The sequence below is a fragment of the Micromonospora arida genome (assembly GCF_042873195.1).
Classification (GTDB): domain Bacteria; phylum Actinomycetota; class Actinomycetes; order Mycobacteriales; family Micromonosporaceae; genus Micromonospora; species Micromonospora arida.
The window spans coordinates 151129-164179 of sequence record NZ_JBIALC010000004.1 but is presented as its reverse complement, the minus strand read 5'-3'; the positions used below and the strand labels follow the sequence as shown (position 1 = coordinate 164179).

Here is a 13051-nt window from a genome sequence, read left to right as displayed (position 1 = left end):
TCCCAGCCGAAAATCGGGTGTGTCCCGGCAGCCCAAACGTGAAGCTTCTGGTATTAGGCGGCAAGAGAGCCGAAACCGCCAAAGGAGAGCCGCAGGGTGCCTGCGGTCCGGAGTTGCTCACGCGAGCGGGTCCTACGTTTTGGCTCGGCGTCGGCGTGCCGCCGCCGAGCGCTCAAGAAAGCTGGCCTCAGCCCAGCGTGAATACTGTCGGCGTCGCACCCGACCCAGAGGCTTCGGCTACTCACGGGATAGCACTGGCAGCATCAGGCTGACGGCTGCCAGGCGCGGCCTTCAGCGCGGTGAGCATTGTCGTCTACCACGCGACCCCGGTTGGATTGCCATGATTCTGCGGATACGGCTGTCGCTGCGGCGTGTTGATAGGCCGCACCGCTCAGCCAGGCCACCGCGAGGGCGGTGGAGTCCTGCTGGTTCAAGCGGCCGAACGCGTCGCGGCTACGTCGGTGACCCGCGCGCCGTAGTTCGCGCAGCACGGATGCGGCTGTCGGCAGCTGGGCGTCCACGAGCGCCCGCGCGTCCCGGTCGACGTCCGGCACCAGGGCAGCGCGGCCGGCGGCGACCACTCGTTGCAGATGGTGGGTGAGGAGGTGCAGCGGCGGTTGAGGTTGATTGCTGCCGGAAGGCTCCGTGGTTTCGGCGTCGGGTAGGTCGGCGCGCTGTAGCTGGTCGACGCCAAGGTCGACGTGTCCGGCGAAGCGGTCCGGCAGCCAGGGCGCGGCAACGGCGAGACCGTGCACTTGGCGGGGTCCGTGGAAGCGCCCGATCATCCGTACCGGCATGCCGGTGGCGTGGGCGGCGAGCAGGCGCAGATTCGCGACGTACGGAAGCACCGGATCATCGTGTGGAGCGAGGACGAGGACTGGCCCCGGCAGTTGCGCCGTCTGCAGGAGTAGACCTCGCTGGTCGGCGGCGAGGACGCCGTCGAGGAAGGCGAGGTCGTGTCCGGTGGGCCGCTCGTGTTGGGCGACTTCGAAGGCGTTCAGCCAGCGGGCGGCCTGTTCGGGGATCGGTTGCCGCCAGAGGGCGTCGGCTGGTTCCTCGTGCCAGGTGCGGCCTGTGGTTCGTACGGCCTGCACTGTCCTGCCGTGACTGAGGCGCCGGTCGACGGACGCATGGGCGTTGATGACGATGATCCCGGCGCGGTCCAACTCGCGGTGGCTGATCGTCACGTCGCCGAGGTTCACGCTTGCCTGAGCGGCGCTGCGGGCTGTGTCGCCATCGCCGGGGCGTGCCTGTGCCAGGCTCCAGATGGTCGAATCGCCATCGGTGAGGTAGCTGATCGCACCGACGTGGCCGGTGGTGGTGCGCAGCGGCTCGGTGCATAGCCCGCGCAGGTGCAGATCGCCGACCGGGCCGTAGCCGCGCCGGCTCGTACCCCGGGCGGCTCGCTGGTCGCCGATGCCTTCGCTCAGGAGGTGACAGACGATGAGTGCCTCGCGCAGATCTTCGGTGAGGTCGGCCAGCCGGAACCCGGCCGTGCTCCGGCGGGCTGCGCGCAGTTGTTCAACCACTCTGGTCGCGGCTGTCGCCAGCCGGGGCAGTCCGATGGCGCGTGCCTGGTGGATGGCGCGGAGCAGGTCCGCCTGGGTGACCGCGCCGGCGCCTGCCACCCCGTGTTCGAGGATCTGCGCAACGACGTCGCGTACCTGGGTGGCGGCGGCCTTCTCGTCGGCGGTGGCGGATGGGGCGGCGGGATCGGGCGGGTCGGCTTCGGTGGTCACGACGGTCTCGGCGGTGGCCACGTCCGATCCGGCTGCGACCGGGTGGTGTGGGTGCGTGGTCAGGACGGGTGCGGCGCTGAGCACCGCGGCTCGGTGCAGGCAGCGTGGTGCGAGCAGGCAATTGCAGGCGGCTCCGTCCGCGGTTTCGACCGGGGCGGTGAGGGTGACGGTTACGTGGTCGTCGATGACGATCGTCGCGCCAGAGTCGGACGTGGTGATGGTCCAGGTCGGCTGCTTCTCGAGAGCCTGGTCGAGCTTGGACCGCAGCCGGGTGGGGAGGGCGGCGACGGCGTCGGCGACGACGTGTGGTGCGACGGCGGGCAGGCTCATCGGACCTGGTCTCCGATCCATCGGGCCAGTTCGGTGGGGCTCAGCGCGGCGACGGGCATCCCGGCGGCCACAAGTTGCCCGGCGACGGCGGTGCTGTAGCGGGGTTGACCCCGGTCGTCGAGGCTGGCGCAGCCGAGCAGGGTCACCCCGTCGTCGGCGAGTGCCCGGACAGCGGCCAGTAGTCCGCCGATGGGATGTCCCTCTTCGAAGTCGCTGACGAGCACGACGAGGCTGCGGCTGGGGGTGGTGACGAGCTGCCGGGCGTAGCGCAGGGCGGCGGCGATGTGGGTGCCGCCGCCGACGCTGATTTCCAACAGCAGGCTGAGCGGGTCGGCGACCCGGTCGGTGAGGTCGACAACCTCGGTGGAGAAGGTGACGAAGTGGGTTCGTAGGGTCGTCACGCCGGCGAGGACGGACGCGGTCAGCGCCGCCCAGATCGTGGACGGTTCCATCGACCCGGATACGTCGACGAGGAGGATGATCTGCCAGTCGACGCTGCGTCGACCGCGGCTGCGGAAGACGAACCTTTCGGGGCGGATCTGCGCTGCGCCGTCTGAGTCGAGGTGTGCGGTGTGCAGGTTGGCGTGCACGGTGGCGCCGAGGTCGAGACGCCCGGTGGGTCGGCGGGTACGTCGTGGTGTGGCGAGCCCGGTCAGTGCCGGTCGGATCTGTCGGGCCAACTGCGCGGTCAGCTCGGTGACGAGCCTGGCGACGAGTGGGCGCAGTCGGTTGAGCCGCGCCTCGGGAAGCCCGCCGGCCAGCGCCAACACGGTGTGCAGCAGTTCCACAGAGGGTCGGACGTCTTCGGGTGCGATGGTGAGCAGGGCGTCGGCGCGTCCGCGTTCGGCGGCGCGGGCGAGCACCTCGTCGCGTACCGCGGCGCCGAACAGCGCTTCGAGGTCGTCGGCCCAGTCCCGCACCTGCGGGTATGCGGGTTGTCGCCCACCGCCACGTCCGGCGGCGGTGTGGGAGCCTTCTCCCCTGCCGCTGCCGTACAACTCGTCGAGTGCGGTGGCGAGTCGGCGGGCGTGCGGTGGCAGGTCGTCGGGGCGGCGGCCGAGCAGCAGCCGCCAGCGCTGCGCGGCGGGCAGCGTGTGCGCTCGGTGAGCCGGGCGGGGTTCTGCCGGGGGTGGTGGTGGAGCCGACTTCTCGGCGGTGTGGTTGTCTTTGCACGCCGGCAGTCCGAGGGTGGTCAGGGCCTGCCGTCCCGACTGGTCGACGGCGAGCCAGTCGGCGAGCAGGCCGGGTGCGACGCTCACCGTCGCGTCGAGATCACCGATGCGGTGACGGACGGTGTCCAGAACGCGGTCCCGGTCGGCGGGGCTCAACGCGTCGAAGCCGCCGCGCAGCGCTGGCAGCCGGCGGATGAAGTGGTCGTCGTCCCAGCCGTCGATGGTTTTCAGCAGCGGGGTCAGTGTGTCCCCACCGGCTTCGAGCAGGGCGCCGGCGAGGCTGAGCGCTCCGCGGAGTCGGTCAGTGCATTCCACGGCCGGCATCTCGGTCCAGGACGCCAGGACCACGCCGAACTCGTGGGGAGCGGCGATGCCGAGCAGTACCTGGACGGCGTGGGCCGCTCCCCTCATCAGCGGTGATCCGTCGCGGGCGAGGCGGCTGACGGCGTGGCCGAGGCGCAGCAGGTGGCCGCTTTCGTCGGCGTGCCGGACAAGGTCGAGCAGCGCGCGGGCGTCCCCGGGTTTGGTGGATCCGGCGAGCCCGTCAATGGCGCGGACCGCCGCAGCGTGCAGGTGTGTCAGGTGCTCGTCGAGGCCGGCTGGTGGTGACGGGGTGGCGGGGATGTGCCCCCGGTGCAGCCGCTGGAGCAGTTGGCTGGCGGCGGCGAGATCGGCGAGGGTGGCGGTGCCGGTCACGGCGGTGTGCAGGTCGGTGAGGCGGACGTCGACGGCGTCGGGTAGTCCGCAGGCGGCGGCGCGGGCGAGCCCGGCGACAGCTTGTGCGGCGGTGGGGCCTCCGTCGGTCACCTCTCGGCGGCGCCGGGTGTTCAGCATGCCGGCGGCGGCTTGGGCGAGGGTGACACCGTGTGGGCTGGCGGCGGCGAGCCCGGCGTCGGTGCCGGGCTGCCAGTGCAGCCGCCAGCGGGTGGTGAGGGTTTCGGCCGTGGTGGTCTCTGCGGGCTCGGCGTAGGGCACCTGGCAGGCGAGCAGTCGCTGCAGGGTGGCCTCTCGTCGCTGGTCGAGTGGGATACGCAGTGGATCAAGCCGAACGGTGCGGGGCGGGTCACCGGGGCCAGGCAGGCGCAGCTGCTGTAGCAGAGCCGTGGTCGCGGGAGTCAGCCCGCAGACGGGTGTGTCCGGGCAGGGGTGACCGCGGCGCTGTCCGATCAGGGTGTGCTGCATCGCGGCGGCGACCGCTCGGCCCCGGCCGGCCGGTTCGCCCTGAGCGAGGACGGACTGCAGTGCTTCGACGAGTTCACCGCGTCCGGCGGCGGGCAGGTTCCGCAGTCGGGCCAGGTCGTGGGCGAGCCGGGTGATTTCGGCGGCCTCCGCCGGGCCCGTGGGGTGTCCCTGGTCCCGCAGGTGCCGAGTGATCTCGACGGCGAAACCGCGCAGGTGGGCGGCCAGCGCGCTGGGATCGGCGTGCGCATCGTGGACAGCCTGCTGCCAGCGAGGGTCGCGGATCCCTGCGGGATAGCCGGACCGCGCGTCGAGCAGGTCGAACGAGTACGGCACCAGAGAGATGACCGGGGTACGTCCCGGCGCCTCGGCATCGGGTGTCGGTGGTGTGGTGGGTGCTGGGTGTCCCGGTGTGGTCAGGGCGGGGGCGTGGAAGGCGCCGACGACGACGGCGAGCCGGCCGGAGGTCTCCGCGATCTGCTGCCGCATCCACGCCTCGCGCCGCTGATCGAGGGCGCCGATGCCGTCGGCGGCATCGTTACGAAGCGCCCAGCCGACTGCCAGCGCCGACCGGCGTACCGCCTCGGGCGGCGAGCCGGGGGCCGCCGCCTCGACCCAGCGGTCCCACAGGTCGTCTCCGATCCGACCGGTCAGGGTGGCTCGCACGCTGTCGGCGTACCCCCTCACCTGCGGTCCGACGGCTGCCGGGCGTTCCTGCCAAACCGGGTCGCTCAGCGGAAGATCGCAGCAGTGGGCCGGCACGCCTCGCCGTTGCGCCCACCGCAGCGCGGCGAGTTCCGGGGAGAAGTCGGCGAACGGGTAGAAGGCGAGCGGCCCGCCCTCGTCACCGCTGGCGGCGGCCAGGGCGACCGGCGCCTGGGTGTCGAGGTGCGCCAACCAGGTCAGCCACGGCTGCATGTCGGCGGGCAACTCGACCAGCACCGCGTCCGGGGCGGCCGCGTCCAGCAGGGCGGGGATCGCCGCGGCGAGCACCGGCGAGTGATGCCGCACTCCGATCAGGGTGACGCGGCCGGTGTCGCTCAGACGTGCGACGGCGGCGCGCGGGTCGTCAGCTGCGCTGTCGTCAGTCACGCAGGACATCGCGCTGTTCCCACAGCTGCCGCCACATCCGGCTGCCGCCGGCCTCGGCGCGGCGGCGCAGGGCGCCGTCCCAGTACGCCAACAGCCGCGCATGGTCGGCCGGGTCGTCCTTGCGTACGACACCCACCAGGTGCCCGGGCAGCAGCGACAACGGGTCCGGGCCGGGCAGGTACGCGGTGGACAGGCCGATCGAAGCGGCGACGGCGACCGCCTCGGCGGTGCTCATAACCGAGGACGGACGTTCCACCTCCCAGCCCTCGACGGTGCTGCCGGTGCGCAGGTCGCGGAAGGCGGTCACCAGGGTCTCCAGCACCGCCTCGTCCACCGTGTACGCGGCGCCGACCCGTTCCACGGTAGTGCGGGCCTGCCGGGTGACGAGGGCGACCTCGGCGTCGAAGTCGGCGATCGGAGGCACCACCTCGAAGTTGAACCGCCGTTTCAACGCCGCGGACATCTCGGACACGCCCCGGTCTCGCAGGTTGGCCGTGGCGATGACGCAGAAGCCAGGAGCCGCGTAGGCGACGGAGTCGTCGGCGAGTTCCGGCAGGACCAACCGCCGGTCGGACAGGATCGACACCAGAGCGTCCTGCACCTCGGGCAGGCAACGGGTGATCTCCTCGACCCGGGCGACGGCACCGGTGGTCATCGCGGTGAGCACCGGCGAGGGCACCAGTGCCTCCCGGGACGGCCCCTTGGCCAGCAGGAGCGCGTAGTTCCAGCCGTAGCGCAGCTGTTCCTCGGTCGTGCCGGCCGTACCCTGCACGGCCAGGGCACTCGTGCCGCACACGGCAGCGGCGAGCAGCTCGGACAGCATCGACTTGGCGGTGCCCGGTTCGCCGACGAGCAGCAGCCCCCGCTCACCGGCCAGGGTCACGACACACCGCTCGATGAGGGCCCGCTCCCCCACGAACTTCGCCGCGATGGTGACCTGACGGCCGTCGGGCCCGTGCACGGGGCGGCCGGCGGAGCCGGCGATGAACGTCACCACCGCCTGCGGGGTCAGCTGCCAGCCTGGCGGGCGGGGACCGCGGTCGGCGGCAGCCAGGAACGCCAGCTCGTCGGCGTACAGGTGCTCCGGCGGGTCGATCTGTCGGGCGTTCACGCCTTCTCCTGCAGGTCGAGGTAGCGGGGTGTGTCACCGGCGGTCACGCGATCCCAGGCGGTGCGGAACAGCTCCGGCGTCGTGCGGGTGACCAGGGTCAACCCATTGAGGAACAGGTACAGCGGCTGCTTCCAGCTCTCCATGGGCGGGTTGGGGTTCTTCGCCGCAAGCCAGCCACCGGGGAGGAAGACGCCGCGGCCGGCGCGTTCCCGCTTGCCTGCCACCACCAGTCCGGAGTCGAGCAGCGCCGCCTGGGCGTGCTTGAGGGTGGCGGGCTTCCACGCGTTCCAGGTTCGCACGTTGACATCGGTGGGGTTCGGTAGGGCGAGCAGCTGCAGGTAGTAGCCGGCCGAATCCCGGTCGAGGCCAGTGTGAGCTGCGACGGAGTCGACCAGGTCCGGTGCGCTGACCCGGGCGTCGCGATGTTCGCCGCTGGCGCCGTCCGGGGTGGACAGCGCCGCTGCGATGTCCGGTGAGAGCACCAGCCGCAGCGCGTCCGCGACCGGGCCGGAGATGAAGCTGACCGCCGGGTCCTGCGGTCCGCTGAGGCGGGCCGGGGCGAGGTGGTGCACGACCTCGTCCCGGAAGGTGTGCCCGGCCACCAGCGCCGGTCCCACCTGGGGTGGCTCGTCCACCTCATGTCGCCCGGCGCCGATCAGCAGCCGCGGGTTGCGCAACCGCTGCCGCAACAGCTCCAACGCCCGAGGCAGAGCATCGCGCATCGGATCGCCCCACGGCAGCTGGTAGGCCAGCCACAGCAATGCCACCGTGCACCCGTACAGGTGGTTGCCGTCGAACGGGGTTCCGCTCGTGGCGGTGGTCTCCAGTCGGCCCCAGTCGCCAGGCTGACTCTCCCCGTCGGTGGTCAGCCAGCTTCCGGGTGCCGGGTTGGCGATCGTCTGCAGGATGTCGGCCGCTCGGTTTGTGGGCAGGATGCGGGTGGCGTCGGCGAGCAGTTGCTCGCCGATGACGACGCGGGTGCCGCGCAGTGCCAGCCATGCCGTGGCGAGACGGTCGACGTCCGGGCCCTTGCGCCACAGATCGGCCGGGTCCTGCGGCATCGCCGCGTCCACCAGCGCGATCCGGTGCCCGTACGACAGGGACTTCAACGCGTCGCGGGCGGTGCGCGCCTGGGTGCTGTTCACCCCGAGGATGCGCCGCTGGTCGGCGGTGAGGAAGTTCGCCTGCCAGTCGTCGATGCCGGGAAGACCAGCCAGCAGCAGGGCGGCCTCGGCTCGCGTCATGCCGGTGCGCTGCACCAGATCGTCGACGCATTCCGCGCGCCACGGGGCCGGGCCCTGCTCGGCGAGCAACCGGCAGAACGCCCTGATGCGATCAGCGCCCCGCCAGCCGGCCGCGACGGTCTCCGCATCGACGGTGGCACCGGGCGGCGGGGTGAACCGCCCGTTCGGGGACCACTGCACGGCCGTGCGCCGCCACTGCTTGCCTCCCCCGGCGTACCAGATGGGGCCGCGTTCTGGCAGGAGCACCGTGACCTGGGCTCCGTCGCGCTGAATGACCCGCTGGTTTTCCTCGGGCGCCTCGTCCCATGTCGCGGTGAGCACCCGCACCGCCTGTGCCGGGTCGGCCAGAACGGTACCGGCCAGGGTGGACAGCAACTGGGCCAGCGCTGGGCGCTCCTGCTCACTGGTGACCGGCGCGGCGGCTCGGACGGCCAGGGCGCCGAGCCCGCCGAGCGCCTCCACCCACGTCGGACTGGCCTGCGGTACGTCCTCGACCGTCCCGGCCGCGAGGAGGTCGGCGACCGCGGTGACCTGGCGAAGGATCTCCCGCTGCGTCTGGGCCCTGCCGCTGTAGTAGGTGAACCGTTGCGCCGGCAACAGCCCGGACCAGGCGGTGCGCAGCAGATCGTCGGCGACGGCGTCGACAGTGGTCTCGTCGACCGGTTCGGTCGCCAACAGCTGCGGCACCCCTTCCAACCGCCGACGCAGCCGTACCGCGCGCACCACCTTCTCCGCCACGACGGTACGCAGCACCGGGTCGGTCACCTCCGTCAGCACCTCGGTGACGATGGCCAGCGCCACCGCGTTGATCTCGGTGGACTTCGTGACGGTGTCGTCGATTGACATCAACCGGGCCGCGTCGGCGGCGTCGAGCCGCCGCAGCCGGGCCGAGCCCGACGCATCCCGCGGGGCCAGTGCGTGCCACCAGGCCAGCGGCGGAAGATGTCGGGATGCCCGGCACCGGTCCACCGGTTCCCGGCCGTCGGAATTCCAGACGGTCAGCTCCAACTCGCCCCGGTGATGGGGCCGCCCGGTCACCGGTAACACGACGTCGCTGCCCGGTAGTCGCAGGCCGGCAACCAGCGCGTCGCCGTGGAACGGGTTGCGGCTGGCCCGGACCGCACTCGAATGCCAGGACACCCGCCGCCCGTCGACCCCCTCCCCCACCTGCGTGCCATCCGGCAGGCGGGTCACCCGCCAACCGACCAGCCCGTCGCGCCAGCCCAGCGGCGACGAGGCGAACCCGGCCGGCGCCGGCCGCAACTCGCACAGGTCAGCGAGGAGGGTCGCACCCGGGGGCAGGTCGGCGGCGAAGAACGCGGGCAGGCTGTACCGGCCGCTCTCGCCCGTCGCCGGGTCGTACTCCCGCCAGCGCCGCTCCTCGGGCGTCGGATCGGTGGGCCGTTCACACCGCCAGAACGAGACCCCGTCACCAGCGACCGGATACGTCGAGGCCGGACTGCGGGTGTCCCCGGCGTGCCAGGGCCGACTGCCCGTGGTCGTCGCACCATCGGGCAATGGCAACGGCATCGACCGGCGGCCCCACAGGGCGTGGTCGGTCGGTTGGCCGGGCTCGATCAGCTCGTCCGGGTCGGCCGACCAGTAGCCGACGAGCCGGCCGTCGGTGCTGTACCAGGTGACCAGGAGTTGTCCGTTGACCAGCCGGCAGGTGGTGTCGGCGTGGGAGTTGCGCGCGTGCGGGCTGCCCGAGGGCGGATACCGAAAAATGTGTTCGCTGGTCGGGGCGTCGACGTCGACGACATGGGCGGTCCGGTTGTCGTGCACCACCAGCTGCGGCCAAGCGTCGCCGAAGCGTCGGCCGAGCTTGTCCTCGGCCACCTGCTCGTAGGCCGGCCAGGACAGCTCCGCGACCAGGCCGGCTCGCAATGACCGGGCGAGTACCGCAGGCACGTCGACCACCGCCAGGGCAGTGAACGCGTCCGGTGCCAACGCCACACCGGCGGGCGACCACACGGCCGCGAGCTGGGACAGCGCCTCGTCCAAGCCGATCACGGTGCCCTTCGACACCCGGGCAGCCCGTTCGACGAGCAGCTCGGCCATCACCTCCCGCAGGCCGGCCGTTCCCAGCGTCTCGGTGACCAACCGCGCCGGCAGCGGCCCCGACCCCTGCCTGTCGTGCAACTGCGACAGGGTGTCGGCGGCCCCCCGCGCCAGCAGAACCCGACACCTGGGGTCGGCGGCCACGGCGCGCAGGTCCCGCCGGCCGGGGCCGACGTCGTGCACCCAGGGAGACACGTTGAACGCACCGCTGTCGGTGTCGATCACCACCGGCACGCCACCCGTGAGGCACACGTCGAGGACGTCCAGGTCGGCCCGGTGAGCGAAGCCGCTCCACAACGTCACCGGCCGGCCCTCTGCCCGCAGCCGCGGCGCCAGGTCCGCCACGACGCGGATGAGCCGCTCACAACGACGCCGGCTGCGCCGTTCCCGCAGCGCCATCAACCGCTCCAGCCACCGCGCCGCGGAGACCGTCGCGGCCTCGTCACGCAGCAGATCGAGCGTGCCCGCCGCGTCCAGCAGCTCCAGCCAGAAGTCGGTGACGTCGGTGGACCAGCCGGGCGGCTCGGGGAAGATATCCGCCAACCGCGCGCGCACCGCCGGGTCATGCTTGGTTAGCCGCAGCAGGGGTGTGCGGTACGCCTTCCACACCGCCTCGCTTGAGCGGGTCATCGCGGGGAACGTCAGCAACTGCCGGATCACCGCCTCGGCCTGCTCCTCGGCGTCCACGCCGGCCGCCTTCGCCAGCCGCCGCAGATCCTCCGCCATCCCGGCGTACGGCGGCAGCCCGCCGGCGACGCGACGAATGGCCAGGGTCCGCACCAGCTCGTACGCCTCAGGTGCCGGTCGCCGCGTCGCGACCGCGCGGGAGTACTCGGTCAGCATCTTCGCCGTCAGGGCACCGGCGAAGGCGAACTCCAGATGCACCTCCCGCAGCCGCTCCTCGTCCACTGGCAACCCGTGCACCTGCTCGGCCCGCCGGGCTTCGGCGAAGCAGCCGCCGGCCATCCGGGGGTTGTCGGCGGCGCGGAACGCCCGCCCGGCCTCCTCCCAGAACGTCGGCAGGAAGTGCGGCGCCGCCGCACCCAGCCGGGCGGCAAGCTGCTGGTAACCATCTCGGGCGTTACCCGGCTTGGAAGCGGCGCTTCGCGCGAGCCGGGCCATGTCTTTGACCATTGCCAACGCGTGCCGACCATTCGCCGGGTCATTGATCAACGCCCAGGCCGGAAACCCGAGCGACTGCCGCCGGGCCGTGCCCACCGGCGTCGGTTCGGCGGTACGGCTGAAGCCGAGGAACTCCATCGACAGGTCCTCAGCCTCGCCCAGGGTCGCCCCGGCCAGACGGACGACGGTCCGACCGGTGAGCGCCGGATGGGTGTAGCGACGCGCGGCCATCACGTCACGTCCGGTTTGGGCCTCGCCGCCAGGCAGGATCGCCCCCGCCTCCAACAGCGCCTCACTCACGCCCGCTCACCGTCCTCGTCGACAAACCGTCCGGCGTGAAGATTCGCCGCCATTCGCATTCCTTCCGACCACGCCACTGGCCCCACCGCCGCCAACGCCACCGCCTCCCCCTCCGGATCGGTGAAATAGAGCGGGCCCGTCTCGGTTTCGTACAGCGGATCGCCCTCGCCGATCCACACCGACGCGACCATAGGGACGCCGTCCTCCCACACCCGCACCGACGCCGCGCCACCCTGCACCCGGTAGCCTGCCGACGTCGTCCGCGCCTGCACATGGCGCAACTCCTTGTAGCGGCCCCCGGCGTATCGGAGCAGGTCGCGCCGCCGCTCGTCGAGTGACTCTGGCAGCGCCCAGACTTCCCGGAACAACTGCAGCGTCTCCTGCCGCACCCCCAGGTCCGCAGCGAACTCCCGCAGATCTGCCAGATCAGGCAGACGAACCGGGTGCGGCAGAACAACCTGCACGGCGGTGATCCGGCCGCTCTCGCCGTCCAGGTCCACCACACCCAGCCCCTTCCCGGGGTCCGCGTCACGCAGCAGCCCCGCACGGTCGGTTTCCCATCGCCCCGCGCCGTCGATCGGCACCACGACCAGATCACGCAGCGACGTACGCCACGCCTCGTCTGCCCACACCTCACAAATCACAGTGGTCGGCACGGGCAGCGACCGCACCATCCACTGCTCGACCTCCCGCCGGCACGAGACCTCGTGCCGCTTCAACCACTCCGAGAGCTGCCGCAAGCCGACGACCACATCGGTGTCACGCAACGCCTTCGGTAGGCCTTTGAGCAGCCTGCCCTGGCGGTTACGCGCGATCACCTTCCCGCGTTCCAGGCTCACCTCGTAGTCGGCACCGGCCGCCAGCCAGCCCATGTTGATCTCCTCCCGCCGGGCAGTGAGCGGGATTCTGCCATCCGCGACCGACACTCGAGATCACCGTGCCCCGATGGGTGCAGCAGGAGTTCGCGTGCGCAGGTCACCGTCTTCGATGGCGGTGACGCCGCCTTCTACGGATACACGCCGGCAGAACATCTCCACAGACTGATGGTCAGCTGCTTCTCCCTGGACGGACGCTTGACTGGATGCTCGAAGAAGCCGAACGCACCGACGCGGTCGCGATCTATCGGACTGCCCCAACTTCATGACCAACCAGAACAATGCAGGGCAGGGCGACGGGTCACGGAACTGGCGGGCGGAGCCCCGAAAAGCTCTTGAAGCTCGACGAGCTGCGGCGGGACCTCGCAACCAAGTTCATCCGGTCAGTGAGCGGCTCGCCGTCGGCGGTCGGCACTACGAAGTGCGGCCAAAAGAGCCGACCGCGGCACAGCGGGGAACATGTCCTGTCTGTCCGAAATCGCCTGCCGTTAAGAGGTCCAGCAGCGACCACAACGACGCGATGCAGAACGCCTACCAGGCGATTCACCGCGGGGGCAACCAAGATCGGCTCGCAAAACCACCCGAGTTAAGGGTTCCAGCAGCGCCTTACGCGCCATTTCATCGAGCGATAACAATAAACTGAGGGTTTCCGCAAGTCACTGACCTGCGGAAACCCTCTCACTGTCGGGACGGCCGGATTCGAACCGACGACCCCTTGACCCCCAGTAGTCCGGTGGTCCAGCGGCATGCTCAGGCACGTTTGCCCAGGTCGGTGAAAGCATATACCGGCCGAGTAAAGGAGTCCTCGCACCACTCCCTGGACCGG

Annotated in this window: 5 protein-coding genes; all 5 read right to left on the bottom strand. The window is 71.4% G+C overall.

All coding sequences use genetic code 11. From position 1 onward, the window contains the following. Window positions 1-263: 263 nt before the first annotated feature. From ACFYP0_RS14915 to ACFYP0_RS14895, 5 genes are read right to left on the bottom strand one after another with little or no spacing between them, the layout of a single operon-like run. The gene (locus ACFYP0_RS14915) at window positions 264-2069 is read right to left on the bottom strand and encodes a hypothetical protein (RefSeq protein ID WP_386996300.1); all 1806 of its coding nucleotides are present in this window, start codon (window positions 2067-2069) and stop codon (window positions 264-266) included. Continuing rightward, window positions 2066-5512, bottom strand: a complete 3447-nt coding sequence (locus ACFYP0_RS14910; RefSeq protein ID WP_386996298.1) for a DUF5682 family protein — start codon at window positions 5510-5512, stop codon at window positions 2066-2068. Before ACFYP0_RS14910 ends, ACFYP0_RS14915 begins: the two co-directional genes overlap by 4 nt. After that, window positions 5505-6623 carry an AAA family ATPase gene (locus ACFYP0_RS14905; RefSeq protein WP_386996295.1) on the bottom strand — a complete coding sequence of 373 codons (1119 nt, stop codon included), beginning with the start codon at window positions 6621-6623 and terminating at the stop codon, window positions 5505-5507. Before ACFYP0_RS14905 ends, ACFYP0_RS14910 begins: the two co-directional genes overlap by 8 nt. Continuing rightward, complete coding sequence (locus ACFYP0_RS14900; RefSeq protein ID WP_386996292.1) at window positions 6620-11350, bottom strand: hypothetical protein; 4731 nt, start codon at window positions 11348-11350, stop codon at window positions 6620-6622. Before ACFYP0_RS14900 ends, ACFYP0_RS14905 begins: the two co-directional genes overlap by 4 nt. Continuing rightward, complete coding sequence (locus ACFYP0_RS14895; RefSeq protein WP_386996290.1) at window positions 11347-12222, bottom strand: DUF4132 domain-containing protein; 876 nt, start codon at window positions 12220-12222, stop codon at window positions 11347-11349. The genes ACFYP0_RS14900 and ACFYP0_RS14895 overlap by 4 nt, the downstream gene beginning before the upstream one ends. Between the last annotated feature and the right edge of the window lie 829 nt (window positions 12223-13051).

Coding starts and splice junctions, on each gene's coding strand:
- ACFYP0_RS14895 (WP_386996290.1), bottom strand. CDS start 12,222: ATGGGCTGGCTGGCGGCCGGTGCCGACTACGAGGTGAGCCTGGAACGC.
- ACFYP0_RS14915 (WP_386996300.1), bottom strand. CDS start 2,069: ATGAGCCTGCCCGCCGTCGCACCACACGTCGTCGCCGACGCCGTCGCC.